Annotated in this window: 17 protein-coding genes and 2 pseudogenes; 7 read left to right on the forward strand and 12 right to left on the reverse strand. The window is 73.6% G+C overall.

The annotated features are described in order from the left end of the window. Positions 1-12 precede the first annotated feature (12 nt). Both ACZ6BG_RS26160 and ACZ6BG_RS26165 read left to right on the forward strand, forming a co-directional pair. A pseudogene (locus ACZ6BG_RS26160) lies at positions 13-931 on the forward strand (bile acid:sodium symporter family protein). 138 nt (positions 932-1069) lie between these two features. Next, positions 1070-6172 carry an HD domain-containing protein gene (locus ACZ6BG_RS26165; RefSeq protein ID WP_469005659.1) on the forward strand — a complete coding sequence of 1701 codons (5103 nt, stop codon included), beginning with the start codon at positions 1070-1072 and terminating at the stop codon, positions 6170-6172. Here ACZ6BG_RS26165 and ACZ6BG_RS26170 read toward each other — a convergent pair. From ACZ6BG_RS26170 to ACZ6BG_RS26200, 7 genes are all read right to left on the reverse strand, one after another. Beyond that, the gene (locus tag ACZ6BG_RS26170) at positions 6169-6714 is read right to left on the reverse strand and encodes an arginine repressor (protein WP_030356315.1); all 546 of its coding nucleotides are present in this window, start codon (positions 6712-6714) and stop codon (positions 6169-6171) included. The genes ACZ6BG_RS26165 and ACZ6BG_RS26170 overlap by 4 nt on opposite strands. Positions 6715-6721: 7 nt before the next feature. Further along, on the reverse strand, positions 6722-7939 hold the full coding sequence (locus ACZ6BG_RS26175; RefSeq protein WP_469005662.1) for an acetylornithine transaminase: 1218 nt from the start codon (positions 7937-7939) through the stop codon (positions 6722-6724). A 13-nt stretch (positions 7940-7952) separates the two neighbouring features. Beyond that, positions 7953-8861 (reverse strand): acetylglutamate kinase, encoded by a 909-nt coding sequence (argB, locus tag ACZ6BG_RS26180; RefSeq protein ID WP_469005664.1) that lies wholly within the window; start codon positions 8859-8861, stop codon positions 7953-7955. A gap of 63 nt (positions 8862-8924) precedes the next feature. Continuing rightward, a complete protein-coding gene (argJ, locus tag ACZ6BG_RS26185) occupies positions 8925-10076 on the reverse strand; it encodes a bifunctional glutamate N-acetyltransferase/amino-acid acetyltransferase ArgJ (protein WP_469005666.1) in 1152 nt (383 codons plus the stop codon). Between the two features lie 55 nt (positions 10077-10131). Then, positions 10132-11160, reverse strand: a complete 1029-nt coding sequence (gene argC / locus ACZ6BG_RS26190) for an N-acetyl-gamma-glutamyl-phosphate reductase (protein WP_469005668.1) — start codon at positions 11158-11160, stop codon at positions 10132-10134. A 367-nt stretch (positions 11161-11527) separates the two neighbouring features. Further along, a complete protein-coding gene (locus tag ACZ6BG_RS26195; RefSeq protein WP_469005670.1) occupies positions 11528-13747 on the reverse strand; it encodes an NADP-dependent isocitrate dehydrogenase in 2220 nt (739 codons plus the stop codon). A gap of 122 nt (positions 13748-13869) precedes the next feature. Beyond that, positions 13870-14325 (reverse strand): MerR family transcriptional regulator, encoded by a 456-nt coding sequence (locus ACZ6BG_RS26200; RefSeq protein WP_469005672.1) that lies wholly within the window; start codon positions 14323-14325, stop codon positions 13870-13872. A gap of 140 nt (positions 14326-14465) precedes the next feature. On the opposite strand from ACZ6BG_RS26200, the gene ACZ6BG_RS26205 reads away from it, so the two are divergent. Next, positions 14466-15434 carry an oxidoreductase gene (locus ACZ6BG_RS26205; protein ID WP_469005674.1) on the forward strand — a complete coding sequence of 323 codons (969 nt, stop codon included), beginning with the start codon at positions 14466-14468 and terminating at the stop codon, positions 15432-15434. 10 nt (positions 15435-15444) lie between these two features. Here ACZ6BG_RS26205 and ACZ6BG_RS26210 read toward each other — a convergent pair whose 3' ends face one another. Next, complete coding sequence (locus ACZ6BG_RS26210; RefSeq protein WP_469005677.1) at positions 15445-17097, reverse strand: alpha/beta fold hydrolase; 1653 nt, start codon at positions 17095-17097, stop codon at positions 15445-15447. Between the two features lie 234 nt (positions 17098-17331). On the opposite strand from ACZ6BG_RS26210, the gene ACZ6BG_RS26215 reads away from it, so the two are divergent. Then, the gene (locus ACZ6BG_RS26215) at positions 17332-18321 is read left to right on the forward strand and encodes an aldo/keto reductase (protein ID WP_469005679.1); all 990 of its coding nucleotides are present in this window, start codon (positions 17332-17334) and stop codon (positions 18319-18321) included. A gap of 101 nt (positions 18322-18422) precedes the next feature. After that, entirely contained in the window at positions 18423-18905 is a 483-nt protein-coding gene (locus ACZ6BG_RS26220; protein ID WP_469006202.1) for a DUF6314 family protein, read from the forward strand. Here ACZ6BG_RS26220 and ACZ6BG_RS26225 read toward each other — a convergent pair. From ACZ6BG_RS26225 to ACZ6BG_RS26235, 3 genes and pseudogenes are all read right to left on the reverse strand, one after another. Beyond that, positions 18887-19551: pseudogene (locus ACZ6BG_RS26225) on the reverse strand (histidine phosphatase family protein). The gene ACZ6BG_RS26220 and the pseudogene ACZ6BG_RS26225 sit on opposite strands and share 19 nt — an antisense overlap. 51 nt (positions 19552-19602) lie before the next feature. After that, positions 19603-20064 carry a GNAT family N-acetyltransferase gene (locus ACZ6BG_RS26230; RefSeq protein WP_469005681.1) on the reverse strand — a complete coding sequence of 154 codons (462 nt, stop codon included), beginning with the start codon at positions 20062-20064 and terminating at the stop codon, positions 19603-19605. A 125-nt stretch (positions 20065-20189) separates the two neighbouring features. Further along, positions 20190-21629, reverse strand: a complete 1440-nt coding sequence (locus tag ACZ6BG_RS26235) for an aminotransferase-like domain-containing protein (RefSeq protein ID WP_469005683.1) — start codon at positions 21627-21629, stop codon at positions 20190-20192. Between ACZ6BG_RS26235 and ACZ6BG_RS26240 the strand changes: the two genes are divergently transcribed. Beyond that, complete coding sequence (locus ACZ6BG_RS26240) at positions 21628-22677, forward strand: DMT family transporter (RefSeq protein WP_469005688.1); 1050 nt, start codon at positions 21628-21630, stop codon at positions 22675-22677. The two genes, ACZ6BG_RS26235 and ACZ6BG_RS26240, sit on opposite strands and share 2 nt — an antisense overlap. Before the next feature lie 79 nt (positions 22678-22756). Further along, on the forward strand, positions 22757-22954 hold the full coding sequence (locus tag ACZ6BG_RS26245) for a DUF1918 domain-containing protein (protein WP_469005691.1): 198 nt from the start codon (positions 22757-22759) through the stop codon (positions 22952-22954). A gap of 74 nt (positions 22955-23028) precedes the next feature. Here ACZ6BG_RS26245 and ACZ6BG_RS26250 read toward each other — a convergent pair whose 3' ends face one another. After that, positions 23029-24291, reverse strand: a complete 1263-nt coding sequence (locus tag ACZ6BG_RS26250) for a glycoside hydrolase family 10-like protein (RefSeq protein WP_469005693.1) — start codon at positions 24289-24291, stop codon at positions 23029-23031. Positions 24292-24315 lie beyond the last annotated feature (24 nt).

Genomic DNA, 24315 nt, shown 5'->3' on the forward strand with positions numbered 1-24315 from the left:
ACCGTCTTCCCCGTGCTCGTCCTCGCCGCGGGTGCCGTCGGCCTCGCGACGCCCGGCACCTTCGGGGGCTGGAAGGAGAGCGTGCCGTACCTGCTCGGCGTGGTCATGTTCTGCATGGGCCTGACGATGACGCCGCAGGACTTCCAGGGCGTCGCGCGCCGCCCCTGGGCCGTGGCGCTCGGCCTGGTCGCCTTCCCCAAGCCCTTGATGAGCAGGGGAGACCCCATCCGTGATCATGTCGGGCCTCGGCTGGCTGATCACCCACGCCCTGGACCTCTCGCCCCAGTTGGCCGCCGGAGTGATCCTCGTAGGGTGCGCGCCGAGCGGCACCGCCTCCAACGTCGTCACCTACCTCACGCGCGGCGACGTGACCCTTTCCGTGTCCGTCGCCACCGTGTCGACCGTGCTCGCGCCGCTCGTGACGCCGCCGCTCACCCTGCTGCTCGCCGGTGAGTACCTGCCGGTGGACGCGGGCTCGATGGTGACGGACATCCTCAAGACCGTGCTCCTGCCCGTCATCGGCGGCCTCGCCGTACGGCTGCTCTTCGGCCGCTACGTCGATCGCGTGCTCGGCGCGCTGCCGTGGCTGTCGGCCGTGACCATCGCCGTCATCGTGGCCGTGGTCGTCGCAGGCAGCGCGGCGGCCATCAAGTCGGCGGCGGCGCCCGTGCTCGTCACGGTCGTCCCGCACAACGGGCTCGGGCTCGCGCTCGGTTACGGCGCGGGGAAGCCGGCCCGGCTCGGCCCGCCCGCCTCCCGGGCGATGGCCTTCGAGGTCGGCACGCAGAACTCCGGGCTCGCCGCGTCCCTCGCGACCGCCCACTTCAGCCCGCTGGCCGCGCTGCCCGCCGTCGTGTTCTCCGTGTGGCACAACGTGTCGGGGGCGGCGGTGGCGGCGTGGATGGCGCATCGGGCGCGACGGGCGGAGTGACGGGGTGGCGGGGGCGAGGTCCACGTCCACAAGGCCGATGCCAAGTCCGGCTCCGCGCCGTCCCGTTCACCGTCGGGGTTCCGTCCGCCACCCTCGCCCGGAAATGCGACGATAAGGCCTCGCACAGAGGGAGAGGGCATGGCACAAGCACGTACCGCACTGCTCATCGGCGTCGGTGACACGCCGGACGCCGCGCACCGCTTCGACTCGCTCGACGCCCCGGTCACCGCCGACCTGCGGGCCCTCGGCGCCGCGCTCAAGGCCGCCGGGTACGACGTGCGGACGGTGCCGGGTGCCACCCGCGCCCAGATCATCACGACCGTCGACGAGGTCTCGCGGGACGTCCCGGCGGACGGCACCCTCCTGATCCACTTCACCGGGCACGGCATCCGCGTCGGCGACACCGACCACCTGGTCCCGGCCGACGCGCGCGCCCCGCACGCCCCCGACACCGAGTGGACCCAGCCGTACCTGGACACGCTCGTGCCCGCCGACATCAGCCCTTACCTCACCCACTGCCGGGCGGGCACCGTGCTGTGGCTCATCGACGCCTGCCGGGGCGAGTCGGCCGACGGAGTGTTCGGCAGCAGCGTCCTGAAGGGGCAGCCCTCGGGGCGGTTCGCGCTGATGACGGCCTGCGCGGCCGGGCAGCGGTCGGGGTACTCGGCGGAGGGCAGCTTCTTCACGCTCGGGCTCGCGGAGGCCTTCCGGCCGCTGACGCGGGCGCGGACCGTGCGGGAGGTCTTCGAGACGGCGCGGCAGCACACCCTGCGCGCCGCCCGCCTGCACGGCGCCGCGGCGCAGGAGCCCAGGCTCCAGTGCGGCGCGGAGCTCGACGCCGAGGCCAGGTCGGCGGTCGTGTGCGAGGGCCGACGGCTCCTGGAGGCCTGGCGGGAGGCCGTCGCCGACACCGCGCTGTGGGAGCGGGTCGCCGAGGACGACGCGGGGAGCGTGCCCCGGCTCCGGGACTGCCTGGGGGACCTGGTCGAGACGTGCGCGCAGGTCGTGCATCTGGCCCAGGAGCGGATGCCCGACCCGTGGGCCGACGACGACTTCGTGGTCCGGGTCGTCCGCGACCAGTTGCCCCGCCTCGTCCCCAAGACCCAGACCCTGTCGGCGCTCGAAGCCGCCGCGCTGGTCGCCGCGCCGCTGCTGCACGAGGCCGCGTGGGCGCGGCGCCTGAGCCACGCGCGCGACATCAGGCCGTACACCGTCTGGCACCAGAAGGACGGCGACGCGTGGCGCCGCCACTACGAACAGGTCGCCGAGCACCACCCGCACATCAAGAAGAAGCTCTCCGACTGCTGGCGGACCGCCCGCCCCCACGAGGCGCGCTGGGTCGCCCTGTGGCTCGTGCACCGCTGGATCGCGGAGCGGTTCGTGACGGACGAGCGGCCGGTGCCCGAGACCGAGTCGACGGCGCTCGCGGACGCCCTGTGCCCCGGCCCGCGCGCCCGCGAGCTGTCCGCCGCGCTCGCCGCCCTGACCGCGGCCATCACGCTCGGCCCACCGGCGCAGGACCGCGGCCCCCGCCCCGACCTGGCCTTCCCGCTGCCCGGCGGCGCCCGGCAGCCCCTGCGCGCCGACGAGTTGGCGGGCGTACTGCACCTGGCCTGCGTGCTCGCCCTGGACGTCCGCACCCTCCCCGACGTCCTCGCCGAGCACCTGGCCGTCCGCGACGCCCTGCTCCCCCAGGACGCCGTCAACGCGGTGCGCGACGCGGACTGGCACGCCGCCGACGGCGACCTCCACCTGGACGCGGCCTGCCCGCACCCCGCGCTGCACGCCGCGTTCGCGGGCGTCGTCGAGCAGGCCGACGAACTCGCGGGCGCGCTGCGGGACACCGCCCGCAGGCTGCCCGCGCCCCGGGCTGCGTTGCTCTCGGGCCTGCCCGCCCGCGTGACCGACCGCGGCCTGCGCCCGGTCGAGGACGGCGGCCGCAGGGCCTACGACGTGCCGCTGCTGCGCTTCCAGCTCGCCCAGACCGAGGTCCGCGATCTGCTCATGGGCGAGCGCATCTACGACGGCGAGCCGGAACTGGCGCTGCGCGAGCTGTACCAGAACGCGATGGACGCCTGCCGCCACCGCGCGATGCGCCACCGCTACCTGGAGAGCCGGGGCGCGCGTCCGGCGCCCTGGGAAGGCCGTATCGCCTTCGTCGAGGGCGAGGACGACCGCGGCCGCTACGTCGAGTGCCGCGACAACGGCGTCGGCATGGGCCTCGACCAGCTCAAGAACACCTTCACCAAGGCGGGCCGCCGCTTCGAGCAGTCCCGCGCCTTCCGCCAGGAACAGGCGACCTGGCACCGCCACGACCCGGCCCTGTGCCTCTACCCCAACAGCCGTTTCGGCATCGGCGTGTTCAGCTACTTCATGCTGGCCGACGAGATGACGGTGGTGACCCGCCCCGTCGGCACGGACGGCATCCCGGCACGCTCGGCGCTGCGCGTGGACATCCCGGGCAGCGCGAACCTGTTCCGCGTCCAGGAGCACGACGACGCGTGCGCGGGGGACGGGGACGGGCTCCTTGAGGGCGGTACGCGGGTGCGGCTGTATCTGCGGGACTCGGCCGCCGTGTCCGCGATTTCGGCAGGGGAGACGCTGGAGCGCCTTGTCATGGTGAGTGAGTTCGCGGTGGAGGTGCGGGACGCGGCAGGGCGAGGGCGGGAGTGGGAGCCGGGGTCGTTGCGCTACGCGGCGACGGACGACGGGCAACCGAGGTGCGTCGAGGCCGTTCCCGGGGTGCTGTGGTGGGTGACCGGCAAGGGCGCGATCCTGTGCGACGGCATCACTACCGACAAGAAGCCCTTCGGCTACGTACTCAATCTGACCGGCCCGCAGGCGGGCACGCTCAGCCTGAACCGCAAGAAGCTCCAGTCGTACGACGCGGATTGGGAGGCGGAGCAGTGGGCGCGGGGCGCGGGGGCGCTCGCCGACTGGGCGGGACTGAGCATGGCGTGGCTGTGGCGTCTGGAGCGGGACAATCTCGCGGCGGCCCGCGCGGTGTGGGAGCGGTGGCGCGGGCAGGGTGTGCGGGTGCGCGACACCAAACCCTGGGGTACGTCCCTGGACCTCGACTCCACGGGCTGGTTCCACCTGGACGAGTTCATCGAGAACCCCAAGAGATCCGACGCCCGCACGCGGGACTGGACCGACAGCACGTGTCCGTGGCGGAGCGCTGCGCTCGGGCGCGTGCCGCCGCCGCGAGAGGCGCCGCCCCTCTCGACCGCAGGGCACCCGGTACCGGAGCCCGGCTGGGCGGGCATCACCCAAGGAGTGCCCAGAGGTTGGGACAGAGACCTTGTCGACCGGAAGCCGCTCGACTGGCGGGTGGCCGTGGCGCTCGCGAACGGGATGGACACGACGGTCCGCGATGTGGTCCGCACGGCGCGCGCCCTGCGGGTCGTTCACCCACTCCTGAAGCCGCCCCGAGTCCTGCAGGACGCCGCCGGGGACGGCCTGGACTGGACACCCGAGTGGCGCGACGTCAGGATCGTCCAAGGCCTGCTGCCTCACCGGTACTGGGACACGACAGCCTGGGACGAGAACGACTACGAACACGCACCGGACGACCTCGGCGGCCTCGTCCGTGCCTCGCACACGCTGCGGGAGCCGCTGGGCCGCCTGGCCGAGCGGTGCGTCCGGTTCACGCCGTTCCTCACCTCCGCGCCGCCCACCGCACCCGATCACCACGCCGACCACGTGTGCGACCCGTCGGATCTGGCGCTGCTCTACCGGAAGGGCCCGCGGGGCTGGCGCCGCGTCCAGCAGCCGTGGGACGTCGTCGCCATCGCGGACACGCGGGGGCTTCCGCCCGAGGATGTGCGCCAACGGCTCGCGCGGTTCGCGTGGCTCGGCTGGTCGGCTCCGGACGCGGAGTCCGTGCGGCGGTGGACCGACGTGCCCTGGGAGATCTCCGGGATGCTGCAGGGCTACTGCGCGCCGGGCCCGGACGGCCGCCTCGCACTCCCCTGGGCGGCCACGTTCGCGCTCGCCGCCGAGTGGGAGATCCCGCTGCGCAAGGCGGAGAAGGAGATCGCGCGCTGGGCGGACCACCTCGGCATCGCGTACACCCGGCACCACCGGGAGAAGTCGCCGGCGGGCCGAGTGATCCCGGTCCCGGAGACCGCGGGCATGCTCGGTGCCGCGCACGCTGCGGGGCTCCCGCTCGAAGCCGGTCTGACGCTGCGCGACCTCGCGTTCGCCCGGCCGCACGAGGTGTCCTGGGACGACCTCGCCGTCGTGGTGGAGGACCTGCGGGAGGCGGGAGCGGACGTGCCCGCGGCGAGCGAGCTGCTGCGGGCGTGGGAGGAGCTGCCGGTGCCGAGCAAGTACGTGTTCTCCGGCACCGATCCTTCATTCGTGGGCGCCGACTACCCGGTCCTGCCGACCGCCGACATCCTCTTCGCGTCGTGCGTCAACCTGAAGACGCCCCTGTCGACCATGTGGAAGACGGCCCGCCGCGAGGCCAAGCGCGTGGGCTTGGCGGTGCCCGGGCTTCCGGCCGCGCTGGCCGGGTTCCGTCCCGAGCGGGAGGAGAGCCAGGCGCTGCTCGACTGGGGTGACGACGAGGAGTACGACGAGTGGTTCGAGTCCCCGCGCTGGACCGCGCTGACCGCGGAGCGGCTCGTCACGTACGCCCGACACCGCCACATCGGAGCCCGGTCGGCGTACGAACGCCTCGCGCCCCTGCGGGAGCTGGGCGCGCTGGTCGCCGAGCTGGGCCCGGCCGACATCGCGGGCCTGCCCGCCGACGAGCCCGACGCGTGGGACGCCGTCGCCGTCGGCACGGAGCACCGCGTGTCCGCCCCCGGCACTCCCCTCGTCCCCCTGGACCTCCTGAGTCTCGCCGGGCGTCTGGGCGAGCCGGTCGTCCGCACCTGGGAGCGCATCGTCCCGTACCTCCCCCTGGAGGCCGCGCCCCCGGCCCTCGACCCGGCGACCGTCCCCGACGAACTCCCGCTCTGGCAGGACCTGATCGTCCTGTCCGTCCACGCGGACGGCGCGCTCCCGGCGCTCGGCGGGCGGGTCGCCCAGGAGCAGATCCGGTTCGCCGCCGACGCGGTGGGCGAGAGCGCGGAGTGGGTCGAGGACCGCCTCGGACGCTACGCGGCGCTGTTCGGCCTCGAGCTGCCCGAGGGGTCGCACGACCTGGAGCCGCCGGGGGAACCGCACGGCCCGCGGCTCCCCGGGGAACCGTCCGCCGAGACCCCCGGCGCCGACCCACCGGGCAGGCCCTAGTGCTCGTTGGAAGCCAGCCGCAGCAAGTGATCCGCCAGCGCCTGCCCCCCGCTCGGCTCCCTGCTGATCAGCATCACCGTGTCGTCGCCCGCGATCGTGCCGAGGATGTCGTGGAGTTCGGCCTGGTCGATGGCGGAGGCGAGGAACTGGGCGGCGCCGGGCGGGGTGCGCAGGACGACGAGGTTGGCCGAGGCCTCCGCGGAGATGAGGAGTTCCACGGAGAGGCGCCGCATGCGCTGCTCCTTGGCCGACTCGCCGAGCGGCGCACGCGGGGTGCGGAAGCCGCCCTCGCTGGGCACGGCGTAGATCAGGTCGCCCTCGGTGTTGCGGATCTTGACGGCGTTCAGCTCGTCGAGGTCCCGGGAGAGGGTGGCCTGGGTGACGGTCAGACCGTCGTCGGCCAGGAGCTTGGCCAGCTGGCTCTGGGAGCGCACCGGCTGCCGGTTGAGGATGTCCACGATCCGGCGGTGGCGTGCGGTGCGGGTCTGCGGCACGGCGGGTCCCGCGTGCTCGGCCGGCCCGTTGTCCTGCGCGTGGCTCATCGTCGTCTCATTCCCCGGATCGTCCGTCCCCGTTGGCCGCGTTGGCCGCGGCAGCCTGGTCGAGGACGCCGGGCAGGGCCCTGAGGAAGGCGTCCACCTCGTTGTCGCGCACGTTCAGCGGCGGCATCAGCCGTACGACATCGGAGGCGGGCGCGTTGACCAGGAAGCCGGCGTCCTGAGCCGCCTGCTGCACCTGGACTGCCAGCGGCTCGGTGAGCACGATACCCAGCAGCAGGCCCGCACCCCTGACATGGTCGACCAACGCGTGCCCCGCTGACTCGATTCCGTCCCGCAGCTTCTCCCCGGCGCGCTTGGTGTTCTCAAGGAGGCCCTCGGCCACGACGGTGTCGATGACGGCGAGTCCGGCGGCGCAGGCGACGGGGTTGCCGCCGAACGTCGTGCCGTGGTGGCCGGGCTTCAGGAGGTCGGCCGTCGGACCGAACGCCACGGTCACGCCGAGCGGCAGGCCGCCGCCGAGTCCCTTGGCGAGCGTGACGACGTCCGGGTCCACGCCCTCCTGCGCGAGATGCGCGAACCAGTGGCCGGTACGGCCGATTCCGGTCTGCACCTCGTCGAGGACGAGCAGCGTCCCGGTGGCGCGGGTGATCTCGCGGGCCGCCCTCAGGTATCCGGCGGGCGGGACGACGGCGCCGTTCTCGCCCTGGATCGGTTCGATGATCACGAAGGCGGTGTCCTCGGTGACGGCGGCGCGCAGGGCGTCCACGTCGCCGTACGGTACGTGCGTGACGTCGCCGGGCAGCGGCAGGAACGGCTCCTGCTTGCCGGGCTGGCCGGTGAGGGCGAGGGCGCCCATGGTGCGGCCGTGGAAACCGCCGTCGGTGGCGACCATGTGCGGGCGGCCCGTGAGGCGGCCGATCTTGAAGGCCCCCTCGTTGGCCTCCGCGCCCGAGTTGCAGAAGAACACCCGGCCGTCGCGGCCGAAGAGGTCGAGCAGCCGCTCGGCGAGCGCGACGGGCGGCTCGGCGACGAAGAGGTTGGAGACATGGCCGAGCGCGGCGATCTGCCGGGACACGGCCTCCACGATCGCCGGGTGGCCGTGGCCGAGCGCGTTGACGGCGATGCCGCCGACGAAGTCGGTGTACTCCTTGCCGTCGGCGTCCCACAGCGTGCTGCCGGCGCCGCGCACCAGCGGGACGCGGGGCGTGCCGTAGTTGTCCATCAGCGCGCCCTGCCAGCGCCGGGTCAGCTCCTGATTGGTGGTCATACCGGTCCCCCTCTTACGGCTCGCTCAGTTCGTCCGGCACGACCATCGTGCCGATTCCCTCGTCGGTGAAGATCTCCAGCAGGATCGAGTGCTGGACGCGCCCGTCGATGACGCGCGCGGTGTGCACGCCGTTGCGCACGGCGTGCAGGCAGCCCCGCATCTTCGGCACCATGCCGCTGGACAGCTCGGGGATGAGCTTCTCCAGCTCGGTGGCGGTCAGACGGCTGATGACGTCGTCGCTGTGCGGCCAGTCCTCGTACAGGCCCTCCACATCGGTGAGCACCATCAGCGTCTCGGCACCAAGCGCCGCAGCGAGTGCCGCAGCCGCCGTATCAGCATTGACGTTGTAGACATGCCCCTTGCCGCCTTCGTCCTGGGAGCGGGCGATCGAGGAGACGACCGGGATGCGGCCGTCCGCGAGCAGCGCCTCGATGGCGCCGGTGTCGATCTCGGTGACCTCGCCGACCTGGCCGATGTCGACCAGCTCGCCGTCGATCAGCGGCCGGTGCCTGGTCGCGGTGATGGTGTGCGCGTCCTCGCCGGTGAGGCCCACGGCGAGGGGTCCGTGTTCGTTGAGCAGCCCCACGAGCTCGCGCTGCACCTGCCCGGCGAGGACCATCCGGACGACGTCCATGGCCTCGGGCGTCGTCACCCGCAGGCCCGCCTTGAACTCGCTGACCAGGCCCTGTCTGTCGAGCTGGGCGCTGATCTGCGGGCCGCCGCCGTGCACCACGACCGGGCGCAGTCCGGCGTGGTGCAGGAACACGACGTCCTGGGCGAACGCGGCCTTCAGGTCCTTGTCCACCATGGCGTTGCCGCCGAATTTGATGACGACGGTCTTGCCGCGGTGGCGGGTCAGCCAGGGCAGCGCCTCGATCAGGATCTGTGCCTTGGGCAGTGCGGTGTGCTTGCGGGTGTTCATCGGGCTTTCCAGGTGGAGAGGGCCTGCCGCGCGGGTGGAGTCGAGCGGGCTGCGGGGCACGCGCTACGAGGAGTACGCGCTGTTCTCGTGGACGTAGTCGGCGGTGAGGTCGTTGGCCCAGATGACGGCGGACGCGGACCCGGCGGCGAGGTCGGCGGTGATCCGCACCTCGCGGTAGCGCATGTCGACCAGGTCGCGGTCCTCGCCCACCGAGCCGTTCTTGCAGACCCAGACGTCGTTGATGGCGACGTTGAGGCGGTCCGGCTCGAAGGTCGCGGACGTGGTGCCGATGGCGGAGAGCACACGGCCCCAGTTGGGGTCCTCGCCGTGGATGGCGCACTTGAGGAGGTTGTTGCGGGCGATGGAGCGGCCCACCTCGACGGCGTCGTCCTCGTCGGCCGCGCCGATCACCTCGATGCGGATGTCCTTGCTCGCGCCCTCGGCGTCGCCGATGAGCTGGCGCGCGAGGTCGTCGCAGACCTGCCGGACGGCGCCGGCGAACTCCGCGTACTCCGGGGTCACTCCGGCGGCGCCGGACGCGAGCAGGAGCACCGTGTCGTTGGTCGACATGCAGCCGTCGGAGTCGACCCGGTCGAAGGTGAGGCGGGTCGCCTCGCGCAGGGCCTTGTCGAGGTCGGGGGCCGGGATGTCGGCGTCGGTGGTGAGGACGACGAGCATCGTCGCGAGGCCGGGGGCGAGCATGCCCGCGCCCTTGGCCATGCCGCCGACCGTCCATCCCTCGCCCTCGGCCACGGCCGTCTTGTGCACGCTGTCGGTGGTCTTGATGGCGATGGCGGCCTTCTCGCCGCCGTGCGCGGACAGGGCCCCCGCCGCCGTCTCGACGCCCGGCAGGAGCTTGTCCATGGGGAGCGTCACGCCGATGAGTCCGGTGGACGCGACGGCGACCTCGCCCGCGTTCAGGCCGAGCGTGGCGGCGACCTTCTCGGCCGTGGCGTGCGTGTCCTGGAAGCCCCGCGGGCCCGTGCAGGCGTTGGCACCACCGGAGTTGAGGACGACCGCCGACACCTGTCCGCCCTTGACGACCTGCTCGGACCACAGGACGGGCGCGGCCTTCACGCGGTTGGACGTGAAGACGCCCGCGGCGGCCAGGCGGGGGCCGTCGTTGACCACGAGGGCCAGGTCCGGGTTGCCGCTCTCCTTGATTCCGGCGGCGATGCCCGCCGCCCGGAATCCCTTGGCTGCCGTGACACTCACTGCGTCTCCTTGTCGGCGGATCTCGGATGCGGCCCGGCGGCCGCGGGCGCGCCGCTCACGGCGCGACTCCGATGGTGGGAAGCCCCAGCTCCTCCGGGAGTCCCAGGGCGATGTTCATGCTCTGCACCGCGCCACCCGCGGTGCCCTTGGTGAGGTTGTCGATGGCGCTGATCACGATCACACGGCCGGACGCCGGGTCGTGGGCGGCCTGGACGTGCACGGCGTTGGAGCCGTACACGGACGCGGTGGCCGGCCACTGGCCCTCGGGGAGCAGGTGCACGAACGGTTCTTCGGCGAAGGCCTTCTCGTACGCCGCGCGGACGCTCTCCGCGGTCACGCCCGGCTTGGCCTTGGCGCTGCACGTGGCGAGGATGCCGCGCGGCATGGGGGCCAGCGTCGGGGTGAAGGAGACCGTGACTCGGGCGTCCGCGGCGGCGCTCAGGTTCTGGATCATCTCGGGCGTGTGCCGGTGCGCCCCGCCCACGCCGTACGGCGACATGGAGCCCATGACCTCGGAGCCGAGCAGATGCGCCTTGGGCGCCTTGCCCGCGCCGGAGGTCCCGGACGCCGCGACGATCACCGCCTCGTCCTCGACGAGCCCGGCGGCGTACGCGGGGAAGAGCGCGAGCGAGACCGCCGTGGGGTAGCACCCCGGGACCGCGATGCGCTTGCTGCCCGCGAGGGCGGCGCGGGCGCCGGGCAGCTCGGGCAGTCCGTACGGCCAGGTGCCCGCGTGGGCGCTGCCGTAGAACTTCTCCCAGTCGGCCGCGTCCTTGAGGCGGAAGTCCGCGCCCATGTCGACGACGAGCACGTCCGGGCCGAGCTGTTCGGCGACGGCGGCGGACTGGCCGTGCGGCAGGGCGAGGAAGACGACGTCGTGGCCGGCCAGGCTCTCGGCCGTGGTCGGCTCCAGGACGCGCTCGGCGAGCGGGGCCAGGTGCGGCTGGAGCGCGCCCAGGCGCTCGCCCGCGTTCGAGTGGGCGGTGAGGGTGCCGATCTCGACCTCGGGGTGCACGGCGAGGAGCCTCAGCAGCTCGCCGCCCGCGTATCCGCTCGCTCCCGCGACCGCTGCGCGTACCGTCATGGATTCCTCCTGCGTGGATGGCATGAATATACATTGCGCCGCACGTTTATACAATGGGGATCCGCGCCGCCCGCTGACACCGGCTGTCGGTGAGGCGCCGCCCCGGCCCGCCTCGCGGGCCGCTTCCCGTCCCCCTGGGTGATCGGCGCCCGCCCATCATGGCACCGGGGCGGCGCGGACCGGCAGGAACGGCTGACAGTTCAGACGCCTGAAGGAACGGCGCGGGCGGGGCCGGGCGCGGCACGGCCTGGCCGCGCCGACGGGCACGCGCACGACCGCCCGGGCACGCGCACGACCGCCCCGGTCGGCGGCTGCCGACCGGGGCGGTGATCACGCGGTGCGTCGGGCGCCCAGGGCGCCGGGCGCGTCAGGCGAGCGAGGCGATCGCCTGGTTGAAGGTGGCCGACGGGCGCATGACCGCCGAGGCCTTGGCCGGGTCGGGCTGGTAGTAGCCGCCGATGTCGGCGGGCTTGCCCTGGGCGGCGATCAGCTCGTCGACGATCGTCTGCTCCTGCTCGGCCAGCGTCTTGGCGAGCGGCCCGAACGCCTCGGCGAGCTGGGCGTCGTCGGTCTGCTTGGCCAGCTCCTGCGCCCAGTACAGGGACAGGTAGAAGTGGCTGCCGCGGTTGTCGATGCCGCCCAGCTTGCGGCTCGGCGACTTGTTCTCCTCGAGGAAGGTCGCCGTCGCGCGGTCCAGGGTGTCCGCGAGGATCTGGGCGCGCGCGTTGCCCGTGGTCTGCGCGAGGTGCTCGAAGGACACCGCGAGCGCGAGGAACTCGCCGAGGCTGTCCCAGCGCAGGTAGTCCTCCTTGACGAGCTGCTGCACGTGCTTGGGCGCGGAGCCGCCGGCGCCGGTCTCGAACAGGCCGCCGCCGTTCATCAGCGGGACCACCGAGAGCATCTTGGCGCTGGTGCCGAGCTCCAGGATCGGGAACAGGTCGGTCAGGTAGTCACGCAGGACGTTGCCGGTGACGGAGATCGTGTTCTCGCCGCGGCGGATGCGCTCCAGGGAGAACTCGATCGCCTCGACCGGGGACAGGATCTTGATGTCCAGGCCCTCGGTGTCGTGCTCCGGGAGGTACCGCTTGACCTTCTCGATGAGCCGCGCGTCGTGGGCGCGGCCCTCGTCCAGCCAGAAGACGGCCGGGTCGCCGGTGGCGCGGGCGCGCGAGACGGCGAGCTTGACCCAGTCCTTGATCGGGGCGTCCTTGGTCTGGCACATCCGGAAGATGTCGCCCTCGGCGACGGCCTGCTCCAGGACGACGTTCCCGGCCTCGTCGACGACGCGGACCGTGCCCGCGGCGGCGATCTCGAAGGTCTTGTCGTGGCTGCCGTACTCCTCGGCCTTCTGCGCCATCAGGCCGACGTTGGGCACCGAGCCCATGGTGGCCGGGTCGTAGGCGCCGTGGGCGCGGCAGTCGTCGATGACGACCTGGTAGATGCCCGCGTAGGAGCTGTCGGGCAGCACCGCGAGGGTGTCGTGCTCGGCGCCGTCCGGGCCCCACATGTGGCCGGAGGTGCGGATCATCGCCGGCATGGAGGCGTCGACGATGACATCGCTCGGTACGTGCAGGTTGGTGATGCCTCGGTCGGAGTCGACCATGGCCAGCTCCGGGCCCTCGGCCAGCTCGGCGTCGAAGGACGCCTTGATCTCGGCGCCGTTCGGCAGCGCCTCCAGGCCCTTGTAGATGCCGCCCAGGCCGTCGTTCGGGGTGAGGCCGGCGCCCGTGAGGGTCTCGCCGTACTTCTCGAAGGTCTTCGGGAAGAAGGCGCGCACCACGTGACCGAAGATGATCGGGTCCGAGACCTTCATCATCGTGGCCTTCAGGTGCACGGAGAACAGCACGCCCTCGGCCTTGGCGCGGGCGATCTGCGCGGTCAGGAACGCGCGCAGCTCGGCGACGTGCAGGACGGAGGCGTCCACGACCTCGTCCGCGAGGACCGGCACCGACTCGCGCAGGACGGTGGTGGCGCCGTCCGCGGCGGCCAGCTCGATGCGCAGGGAGCCCGCGGCGCCGATGACGGCGGACTTCTCCGTGGAGCGGAAGTCGTGCTCGCCCATGGTGGCGACGTTCGTCTTGGAGTCGGCCGTCCAGGCGCCCATGCGGTGCGGGTGCGCCTTGGCGTAGTTCTTGACCGACGCGGGGGCGCGGCGGTCGGAGTTGCCCTCGCGCAGGACCGGGTTGACGGCGGAGCCCTTGACCTTGTCGTAGCGGGCGCGGATGTCGCGCTCCTCGTCGGTCTTCGGGTCGTCCGGGTAGTCCGGCAGCGCGTAGCCCTGCTCCTGCAGTTCGGCGACGGCGGCCTTGAGCTGCGGGATGGACGCCGAGATGTTCGGCAGCTTGATGATGTTCGCCTGCGGCGTCTTGGCCAGCTCACCCAGCTCGGCGAGCGCGTCGTCGATGCGCTGGCCCGCCTCCAGGTGCTCCGGGAAGCTCGCGATGATCCGGCCCGCCAGGGAGATGTCACGGGTCTCGACGCTCACACCGGCGGTCGAGGCGTACGCCTGGATCACCGGCAGGAAGGAATGCGTCGCGAGGGCGGGGGCCTCGTCAGTGTGTGTGTAGATGATGGTCGAGTCAGTCACCGGGTGCTCCGCTCCACGTCTGCAACATTGCTCGACATCAAGATATCTCGTGCGGGCCGGGGTGCTGACAGGGCCCTCGTCCCGGTTCCGGACACGGCGCGGAGCCGCGCGGCGGCGTCCGGTCACCGGGACGCCGTGGGCGCCCACACCCCCGCCGCCGTGCCCTCGCGCACATGCTTCTCGTACGCGACGACCTTGCCGTGGATGATCTCCAGGCTCGCGTTCAGCTCGGTGATCCGCGCGCGGACGGCCCGTTCGTGCTCCTGGAGCAGGGCGAGCCGTTCGGCCTCGTTCCCCGGCCCCGAACGGACAAGTCCGGCAAATCGCCTCAGCTCGGCGATCGGCATGCCGGACTCCCGCAGCCGGTTGCACAGGGTGAGCCACTCCACGTCGGCGGGCGCGTACACGCGCCGCCCGCCGCCGGTCCGGGGAATGGGCCGCAGGAACAGCTCCTCGCGCTCGAAGAAGCGGAGGGCGTGCACGCTGAGGCCGGTGGCGTCGGCGACCTCGCCGATGGAGAGTCCGGCGGGCCTGCCGTCGGGCGGACCGCCGGGCCTGCCCTCGTCTGCGTTCCCCACGCGCACGTCCCCTCCCAGGCCGCTCCGGACCCCACCCCGGAACTCCGGGCGCCGATCCCGATCCAGTCCGGGCACCGGGCCCGATCAGTCCGTGCGCCGAGCTTGATCTAGATCGCAGTCTAGGTTCTAGCGTCCTGCGCATGACGAACAGCACCACCGCCCAGCGCCCCCTCGGCTCCGGACACGACGCCCGCAGCACCGCCGACGACGTGCTGAAGGGCACCGACCTGACCGGCAGGACCGCCGTGGTCACCGGCGGCTACTCCGGGCTCGGCCTCGAAGCCACCCGCGCCCTGACCCGCGCCGGAGCCCATGTGATCGTCCCGGCGCGCAGGCCGCAGACGGCGGCGGCCGCCCTGGGCGCCACCCCCGGCGCGGAGGTCGCCGCGCTCGACCTCGCGGACCTCGACAGCGTCCGCTCCTTCGCCGACGGCGTCCTCGCGAGCGGCCGCCCCGTCGACCTCCTCATCGCGGGCGCGGGCATCATGGCCTGCCCCGAGACCCGGGTCGGCCCCGGCTGGGAGGCCCACTTCGCGGTGAACCACCTCGGCCACTACGCCCTGGTCAACCGCCTGGCCCCCGCCCTGACGCCCGGCCGCGCCCGCGTCGTTTCGGTGGCGTCCTCGGGCCACTTCCTGTCGGACATCCGCTGGGACGACCCGCACTTCCGCCGCTCCCCCTACGACCCGTGGCTCGCCTACGCCCAGTCCAAGACGGCGAACGCCCTGTTCGCCCGGCATCTGGACACCCTCGCCGGCGACCGGGGCCCGCGCGCCTTCGCCGTGCACCCGGGCAGCATCCTCACCCCGCTCCAGCGCCACATCCCGCGCGCGGAGCAGATCGCGCAGGGCTGGATGGACCACGACGGCAGGCCCGCCGACGGCTTCAAGTCCCCGGCGCAGGGCGCGGCGACGGCCGTGTGGGCGGCGACGGCCCCCCTCCTGGAGGGTCACGGCGGCGCCTACTGCCAGGACTGCGACATCGCGGGGCCCGCCACGACCGACGACATGCTGATCGGCGGCGTCAAGCCCTGGGCGGTCGACCCGACCGCGGCGGCCAGGCTGTGGGAACTGTCCGCCGGACTCACCGGGCTCGACGCCTTCGCGTGACCCCGCGGGGTCAGCCGACGCGTGGCGCCGGGCATTCCCGGTCGCGGCCGGGCAGATCCCCGCCCCCGAGGTAGTCGTTGACGGCGCGCTCGGCACACGGCACGGGGGTCAGACCGTCGACCTCGCGGGCGTACACGCCGTGACCGCGGATGTCGGTGGCCACCAGGCGGGAGCCGCGCAGCGCGCGGTGCATGGCGAGCGCGTCCGCGAAGCGGGTGTGGTCGCGTCTCGCCTGGAGCATCAGGACGGGCACGTCGTTGTCGACGGTCACGGCGGGCTCGCGCGGCGGCTCGGCGAAGAACGGGCACGGTGCCGTGATCCCGTTCACGAACGGGCCGAAGACGGGCTCGGTGGCACGGCTGCGCACGCTGTTGCGCCAGTACGTCTCCGTGGCCATGGGCCAGCCCCCGGCGGGCCAGCCGCCGTCGCCGCACATGAAGAACATGCCGCCGAGCATGCTGTCCGCGGCCTCGGGCGAGTTCAGCATCTTCAGCATCGCGGCGAGTTCGGGGCCCGGTTCGGTCAGTTCGCCGCGGTCGGCGGCGACGAGATCGCGTACGAGGGAGGCCACCGTCGCGTCGTTCTCCCCTTGCGTCAGCGGCTGCTTGAGGATCATCCGCAGCAGCGGCGCGGTCAGGCGCTGCCCGGCCACGGGCAGCGGCCGCCGCTCGGCGTGGTCGAGCACTTCTTCGACGTGTGCGCGCACGCGGTCGGCGCCGCGGCCGAGCCGGTACGTCGTGTGGTGCCGCGCCGTCCAGGCGGCCCACTCGTCCAGGGCCCGTTCGGCGGGTGCCCCCGAGCGCTGGAACTGCTCGTACTGCGTGGCGGCCGGGTCGGTGACGGAGTCGATGACGAGGCGGTCGACGCGGCCCGGGAACAACTGCGCGTACGCGGCGCCCAGGTCGGCGCCGTAGGACACGCCGTAGTAGGAGAGGGTGCGCTGCCCGAGGGCCGCCCGGATCACGTCCATGTCGCGGGCCACGTTGCGCGACGAGGCGTGCGGCAGCAGGGCGGCGTTGTCGCCGCGCGCGTGGCAGCGGCGCGCGTCCTCGCGGGCGTCGCGGACCGCCGCGTCGAAGTCCGCGCGCGGGCTCGTCGTCGCGGGCGGTGCGGGTTTGCGGGCGGGGTCGCAGGTGATCGGGGAGCTCTCCCCGAGGAAGCGCGGGTCGAAGCCGATCAGGTCGTAGCGGCCCGCGACGTCCTTGAGGGCGGAGCGCAGCGCGAGGGTGTACGCGAGTCCGGTGCCGCCGGGTCCGCCCGGGTTGGAGAGGAGGACGCCGCGGCGCTCGCCCTTGGGCGCGGTCGCCTTGATCCGGGACACGGCGATGGTGAGGGTGCGGCCGTCCGGGTCGGCGTGGTCGAGCGGGACGGTGACGTCGGCGCAGCGCGCGCCCGCCGCGTTCAGTTCCTTGTGGGCGGCCGGGCAGCGGCTCCATGTCAGGTGCTGGTCGCGGTACTTGGCGAGGGCGGCGGACCGGGTGGAATCCGCCGCGGACGGTCCGGAAGGGCCAGCCGGTCCGGCCGGTCCGGCCGACGCGGCGCGACCGGCGTGGGCCGGTGGCGGGGGCCGCTCCACCAGGGCCTGCGCGGGCAGGGCACCCGTGAGGACGGCGGCCAGGCCGAGCCCGGCGAGCCCGGCGGTGGTCGTGGTGGTGGCGCGCATCGTGCTCCTCGGGGCGGCGTGCGGGCGGTGCTCACGATCCGGTCGGCGGTCCGGCTTGCGGTCCGCTCAGGACGCTACGAAGCCGCGCCCCGGACGACCATCCGGCGAGCCGCAGCCCCGGCCCTGGGGACAGCCCCCGTACGCCTGCCGCCACCACGGAAATCTGTTTGCGGTGAAGCGCACTCCAGCTCCTAGGGTCACGCCCAAGAACACCGCTTCACCAGGAGGTACGACATGACCGGCATGCCCACCCGCAGGCTCGGCGCCCTCACGGTCTCCGCCCAGGGGCTCGGCTGTATGGGGATGAGCGACGCCTACGGCACCTCGGACGACACCACGTCGACCGCCACCGTCCACCGCGCGCTCGACCTCGGCGTCACCCTGCTCGACACCTCCGACTACTACGGCAACGGGCACAACGAGGAGCTGCTCGGCCGCGCCCTCGCTGGCCACCGGCGCGAACAGGCCGTCCTCGCCACGAAGTTCGGCTTCGCCAACCGTCTCGGCGAGCCCATGCGGATCCGGGGCGACGCCGCGTACGTACGCGAGGCCTGCGACGCCTCGCTGCGCCGCCTCGGCGTCGACCACATCGACCTCTACTACGTGCACCGCGTCGACCCGGACGTGCCGATCGAGGAGACCGTCGGCGCGATGGCCGAGCTGGTCGCCGCCGGGAAGGTGCGCCATCTCGGCCTGTCGGAGGCGAGCGCGCGCACGATCCGGCGTGCCCACGCCGTGCACCCGATCGCGGCGCTGCAGAGCGAGTGGTCGCTGTGGACGCGGGGCCTGCAGGACGAGATCGTGCCGGTCTGCCGGGAGCTCGGCATCGGCATCGTGCCGTTCTCGCCGCTCGGCCGGGGCTTCCTGACCGGCCGGGTCACCTCGGTCGACAGCCTGGAGGAGGGCGACATACGGCGCACCCAGCCGCGGTTCGCGGACGGCAACCTGGAGCGCAACCTCGCGATCGTCGACGCCCTCAACGGCCTCGCGGCCCGGCGCGGCGTCACGGCCGGGCAGCTCGCGCTCGCCTGGGTGCAGCACCGCGGCGACGACGTGGTGCCGATCCCGGGCACGCGCCGCCAGAAGTACCTGGAGGAGAACCTGGCCGCCGCCACCCTCGAACTCTCCGCCGACGAGCTGGCCGCGATCGAGGCGGCGGCCCCGGCGGACCGCGTCGCGGGGACCCGCTACGACGAGAACAGCCTGGCGGTCGTCGACAAGTAGACCGGAGCGGACCGGAGTAACCTGCGGGCATGCCCCCTTTCCCCGGCCCCGCCTCCCGGTCCGACGAGCGCGCCGGCACCGTGACGGCTCCGGCGCACGCGGTGCCGGACGCGCTGGCGTATCTGGCCGGGGGCTGGCGGGTCGAGCGGACGGTGCGGGACTTCGCGGTGGCCGCGGCGGGCGGCGCGGGCGAGCCGGTGGAGTCGGTGGAGGGGCGGTTCGAGGGGACCACCCTGTTCACGCCGCTCGCGGACGCGGGGCCCGGGTCCGGACCGGCCGCTGGCCTGCTCCACCACGAGTCCGGCACCTTCACCTGGCACGGCGTCGCCCGCCCCGCCGAGCGCACGCTCCGCTTCCTGCCGGGCACCCCCGCGGGCACCGCGGTCGTCCGCTTCGCCGACGGCCGCTTCTTCCACGACCTGGACCTGCGCTCCGGTCGGCACACCACCGACCATCCGTGCGCGGCGGACCTGTACCGGGGCGAGTTCGAGGTGTACGACGCGTCGCGCTGGCGCACCCGGTGGCGGGTGGCGGGCCCCGCCAAGGACCTGCTCCTGACGACGGACTACACCCGGCTGCCCTGACCCCGGCCGCCCCGGTACCGGTCGCCCCGGTCCCGGCAGCGGGAGAACCAGCGGCCCGCGTGCGGCAGGACGCCTACACCGGCACCCCGATCCGCGGGCTCCAGGCGGCCGTCCCCGGCGAGGCCGACCGTCGGCAGCGGGCCGACGTCGATGTTCCCGTACGTCGACGGGGGCGCCTTCAGGGCGTGCACGAGCGCCGCCCGCACCACCGCGGGCTCGGCCACCGCGACGACGCGGACGCCGTCCCCGGCGGGCCGGGTGTCGAGCCGGCCGCCGACGCGCGAGATGAACGCGAGCAGCGACTCACCGCCGTGCGGCGCCGACCGCGGACCGCGCAGCCAGGCGTCGGCCCCGCCCGGCTCGGCCGCGGTCACCTCGGCCAGCGTGTACCCGCGCCGGCGCCCCGTGTCGCAGTCGCTCAGGGCGGGTTGGGCGAGCGGCGCGAGTCCCAGGGCGTCGCCGGTGGCGCGGCTGCGCGGGGTCGGCGAGCAGTAGCGCGGCTCGGCCACGCCCAGCGGGAGCGGCGCGGGCGTGGCGCGCCGCTCCTCGTGCCGGCCCGTCTCGTCGAGGGGCGGTCGTCGTCGAACCGCTCGGCGAGCAGGGCGGTGCCGCGCGCGGCGGCTCTGAGCGTCACGCCAACGTGCATGCGGTGATCGTGGGGCGCGTGGTGCCCGCGGTCGAGAGGGGGCGGGCGCCGTCACTGCTCGCCGAGGACCATCCACTGCCTCGGGTTGTCGATCGCCGTGAAGCCCACCTTCTCGTACACGCCGTGCGCGTCCCCGGTCGCGAGCAGGATCCTGCGCACCCCGTACGGGGAGAGGTGGTCGCGGACCCCGGCGGCGAGCGCGACGCCGATGCCCTTGCCGCGCACCGCGCGGTCGACGTACACGTCGCAGAGGTAGGCGAATGTCGCGTGGTCGGTCACCACGCGCGCGTAGGCGACCTGTCTGCCCGATGCCTCCTCGTACACGCCGAAGTTGAGCGATCCGGCGATGGCGGCGTCCTGCTTGGCGCGGGGCCTGCCGATGGACCAGTAGGCGTCCGTGGAGAGCCACTCGTGGATGCGGACGAGGTCGAGGCGGGCCGGGTCGGTGGACAGCTGATACCCGTCGGGGAGGGCGCACTCGCTGCCGTCAGGGGCAACGTACTCGTTGGTCATGACGTGAGACTCGCAGGGACGACGGCTCGCGTCGAGCGTCTTTCCCCGCTCGTTCGCCACTCCCCCACGCGTCGTCCCCCTCTCGTTCGCGTCCCGCCCGTGGCTCCACGGGCTCGCGCCCCCTGTCACACCAGCACCTCGTCGCACGCCTGTCGCAGCCTGCGGACCCCCTCTGTGATCTCCCCGACGCCCGCGAGCGCCGCGAAGCTCAGCCGGATGTGGGCGGCCGGCGGCTCCGCCGCGAAGTAGGGCCGCCCGGGCGCGACCGCGACTCCGGCGCGCAACCCCGCCGCCGCGAAGGCGAGTTCGTCGGTGCCGTCGGGCAGCCGCAGCCACAGGTGGTAGCCGCCGACCGGGATGTGCGGCAGCGTGAGCTCGGGCAGGCGCAGCCGCAGCGCAGCCGTCATCGCGTCCCTGCGGCCCTTCAACTCGACCGCCACGGTCCGCAGATGACGCGGCCAGGCCGGTGACCCGACGAGTTCGAGCGCGGCCTCCTGGAGGGGGCGCGGTACGAAGAAGTGGTCGACGACCTGGATGGCGCGCAGCCGTTCGAGGACGGGCCCGCGCGCGGCGAGCGCACTCACCCGGAAACTCGGCGACGTCGCCTTGGTGAGCGAGCAGACGTGCACGACCACGCCGTCCCGGTCGTCGGACGCGAGGGGCCGGGGCAGCGGGCCCGCGTCCTCGTGCACGAGACGGCGTACGAAGTCGTCCTCGACGACGAACGCGCCCGCCTCCCGGGCGATCCGCAGCACCTCCGGGCGGCGTTCGGCGGACAGCACGGCGCCGGTGGGGTTCTGGAACAGCGGCTGGCACACGAACACCCGCGCCCCGGTCGCCCGGAACGCGGCGGCGAGCAGCTCCGGGCGCACGCCGTCGGTGTCCACGGGCACCGGCACCGGGCGCAGCCCGGCGGCCCGCGCGATGGCCAGCAGGCCCGGGTAGGTGGGCGATTCGAGCAGGACGGGGGCGCCGGGCGGGGCGAGCGCCCGCAGGGTCGTCGTCAGGGCGCTCTGCCCGCCCGAGGTGATCAGGACCTCCGCGGCCGTGATCGCGCCGCCGATGCCGCGCGCGAACCACTCGCGCAGCTCGGGCAGGCCCTCGACCGGGGGCCGGTCCCAGGCGCCGGGGCGGCGGCCCGCCCGGGCGAGCGCGGCGGCCATCGCCCGCTCCGGCTGGAGCGCAGGGTGCAGATAGCCGCTGTTGAACTCGATGACGCCGGGCGGGGGCGCGGCGAGCGTGGCGAGGACTCCGGAGGCGTCGACGGACCGCGGCACGACGTCCGTCAGGGCGTCCGCGCTGAGCGTCACCTCCTGCCAGGAGGTGTCACCGACGACGGCCTCGCCCGCGCGGGGCGGCCGCGCCCGGAACGCCCCGGCGCCGGGCCGGGTCACGACAAGCCCCTCCGCGGCGAGCTGCGCGAGGGCCCGCGACACGGTCACCGGACTCACCCGGAACCGCTCGACCAACGCCCGACTTGACGGCAGCTTCTCACCCGGAGAGTAGCGGTCCAGCTCCCCGCGCAGCTTCTGCGCCAACTCACCCACACTGCTACGCTCATGCATGAGAGCACAGGATAGCGCTACTGCCCCCGGACGGATAGCGGTCGAAACGCGGGACACCCTCGGCGCCGGGCCCGACGGAGCGGTCGCACCCCGCACACCCAGCGACAGCACGAAGGCCATCGGCACCGCCGGACCCGCTGCCGCCACCACGGCCTCCCCCACCACCCCCGCGGCAGCCCCCGCCCGCGACCGCCGCCGCGCCGGCACCCTTCAGGCCGCCCTCGGCGTCATCGCCTTCTCCCTCACGTTCCCCGCCACCGCCTGGGGGCTGGAAGGCATCGGGCCCTGGAGTCTGGTGGCGCTGCGCTGCGCGCTCAGTGCCGTCGTCGCGGGCGGCTGCCTCCTCGCGCTCCGGGTGCCGCTGCCGGCCCGGGCCCACTGGGCCGGACTCGCGGTCGTCGGCGGCGGCGTCGTGGTCGGCTTTCCGCTCCTGACGTCCCTGGCGCTGCAGACGTCGAGCACCGCGCACGCGGCGGTCGTCGTCGGACTGCTCCCGCTCACCACCGCCGCGCTGTCCGCGCTGCGCACCGGCACACGGCCGTCCCGCACGTTCTGGGCGGCGGCGATCGCCGGGGCGGTGGCGGTGGCCGCGTTCACGGTGCAGCAGAGCGGGGGCGCCCTGTCGACCGCCGACCTGTACCTGTTCGGCGCGCTCCTGGTGTGCGCCGCCGGGTACACCGAGGGCGGCCGACTCGCCCGCCACATGCCGGGCTGGCAGGTCATCGGCTGGGCGCTCGTCCTGTGCCTGCCGCTGAACGTCGTCTGGGCGGTGATCGCGCTGCGCCACGAGCCGTTCCAGCTCACCTGGCACAGCACGGCGGGCCTGCTCTACCTCGCGATCGGCTCCCAGTTCCTCGGCCTGCTCGTCTGGTACCGGGGCATGGCCGCCATCGGCATCCCCAAGGCCAGCCAACTGCAGCTGGCCCAGCCGCTGCTCACCCTCGTCTGGTCGCTGTTCCTGCTCGGCGAGCACCTGACGCCCGCGGCGCCGCTGACCGCGGTGGCGGTCCTCGTCTGCATCGCCGTCACTCAACGGGCACGCGGGTAGGGCCAGTCGGCCACCACCGGTCGTACACTGACGGCCACGCACCGCCACCACTGTGATCAGGACGAGGAGGGCACTCCCCATGCATGCATCCGTGGGCGACCGGCTGCTGATCCACGGCAGGATCGTCGGACAGCAGGACCGGACGGCGGAGGTCATCGAGATCCTCGGCGAGAACGGCACCCCGCCCTACCGCGTGCGGTTCGAGGACGGGCACGAGGCCCTCATGTCGCCGGGCCCCGACACCGTCGTGCGCCCCCTCGCCGCAGACGACGAGTGAGCCCCGGACCCGGGCCGACCAGGCCCGGGTCCACCACCCCGGCCCGGCGGACCGGGGCACGGGGCCAGCGCCGCTCAGCCGTCGGCGCGGTACGTGTAGTGGTCGTCGACGACGCGCTGCATCGCGCCGATCCGGTCGGCGACGACATGCTTCGCCGAGTAGAAGACGTGCCCGCGCACACGCGGGAAGCCCTTGGCGTACGTGAGGTGCCGGGACAGTTCGGCCGGGTCCTGCCACGGGGCGGGCTGCGCCGGGTCCCCCGCCTTGTACAGGGCCTCCCCCACATACAGCCGCACGCCGGTGCCGCGCGCCACCTCGTCCCACCAGGGCACGAGCTTGGCGTAGTCGGCGGCAGCAAGCCCGATATTCCAGTACAACTGCGGACAGATGTAGTCGATCCACCCTTTCCGCACCCAGCCGCGTGTGTCCGCGTACAGGTCGTCGTAGGTCTGCACGCCCGCGCGCGTGTCCGATCCGGTCGGGTCGGTCGCGATGTTGCGCCACACCCCGAAGGGGCTGATCCCGAACTGGGTGCCGGGGCGGATCCGGTGCACCCGGCGACCCATCTCCCGCACCAGGCGGTCGATGTTGTCGCGCCGCCACGAGGCCCGGTCGGGGAAGTCGCCGCCGTACCGCGCGAACGCGTCGTCGTCGTCGAAGGTCTGGCCCGCGACGGGATAGGGGTAGAAGTAGTCGTCCCAGTGCACCGCGTCCAGGCGGTAGCGGCGGACGGCGTCGAGCATCGCGTCCTGCATGAACCGGCGCACCTCGGGCAGGCCCGGGTTGTAGTAGAGCTTCCCGCCGTAGGGCACGACCCACTCGGGGTGCAGGCGGGCGGGATGGGTGGGGATGAGGCGGCTGGGGTCGGTGTGCATGGCGATCCGGAACGGGTTGAACCAGGCGTGCAGCTCAAGGCCCCTGCGGTGGGCCTCGCGCACGGCGGTGCCCAGCGGGTCCCAGCCCGGGTCCTTGCCCTGGGTGCCGGTGAGCCACTCCGACCACGGCTCGTACCGCGAGGGCCAGAACGCGTCGGCCGTCGGACGCACCTGGAGCACCACCGCGTTCAGCCGTCTGCGGACCGCCTCGTCGAGATAGGCGATCAGCTCGGCGCGCTGGTCCTTGGCGGACAGGCCCGGCTTGGACGGCCAGTCGATGTTCACGACCGTCGCCACCCACATGCCGCGCATCTCACGCCCCCGGCGCCCGGCCGACGGCCGCGCCGCCACGTCCCCCGCCATCGCGAGCCCCGCGGCCACCGAGGCCGCCGCCATCGTGAACGCCCGGCGCGACACCCGGCGCGACCCCTGACGTGACCCCTGACGTGACAAATGCCTCATGAAGTCGCCCCTCGAGTCCGGATT

The organism is Streptomyces sp. NPDC041205 (assembly GCF_055591765.1).

Coding starts and splice junctions, on each gene's coding strand:
- ACZ6BG_RS26165 (WP_469005659.1), top strand. CDS start 1,070: ATGGCACAAGCACGTACCGCACTGCTCATCGGCGTCGGTGACACGCCG.
- ACZ6BG_RS26170 (WP_030356315.1), bottom strand. CDS start 6,714: ATGAGCCACGCGCAGGACAACGGGCCGGCCGAGCACGCGGGACCCGCC.
- ACZ6BG_RS26175 (WP_469005662.1), bottom strand. CDS start 7,939: ATGACCACCAATCAGGAGCTGACCCGGCGCTGGCAGGGCGCGCTGATG.
- argB (WP_469005664.1), bottom strand. CDS start 8,861: ATGAACACCCGCAAGCACACCGCACTGCCCAAGGCACAGATCCTGATC.
- argC (WP_469005668.1), bottom strand. CDS start 11,160: ATGACGGTACGCGCAGCGGTCGCGGGAGCGAGCGGATACGCGGGCGGC.
- ACZ6BG_RS26205 (WP_469005674.1), top strand. CDS start 14,466: ATGACGAACAGCACCACCGCCCAGCGCCCCCTCGGCTCCGGACACGAC.
- ACZ6BG_RS26210 (WP_469005677.1), bottom strand. CDS start 17,097: ATGCGCGCCACCACCACGACCACCGCCGGGCTCGCCGGGCTCGGCCTG.
- ACZ6BG_RS26215 (WP_469005679.1), top strand. CDS start 17,332: ATGACCGGCATGCCCACCCGCAGGCTCGGCGCCCTCACGGTCTCCGCC.
- ACZ6BG_RS26230 (WP_469005681.1), bottom strand. CDS start 20,064: ATGACCAACGAGTACGTTGCCCCTGACGGCAGCGAGTGCGCCCTCCCC.
- ACZ6BG_RS26240 (WP_469005688.1), top strand. CDS start 21,628: ATGAGAGCACAGGATAGCGCTACTGCCCCCGGACGGATAGCGGTCGAA.
- ACZ6BG_RS26235 (WP_469005683.1), bottom strand. CDS start 21,629: ATGCATGAGCGTAGCAGTGTGGGTGAGTTGGCGCAGAAGCTGCGCGGG.
- ACZ6BG_RS26245 (WP_469005691.1), top strand. CDS start 22,757: ATGCATGCATCCGTGGGCGACCGGCTGCTGATCCACGGCAGGATCGTC.
- ACZ6BG_RS26250 (WP_469005693.1), bottom strand. CDS start 24,291: ATGAGGCATTTGTCACGTCAGGGGTCACGTCAGGGGTCGCGCCGGGTG.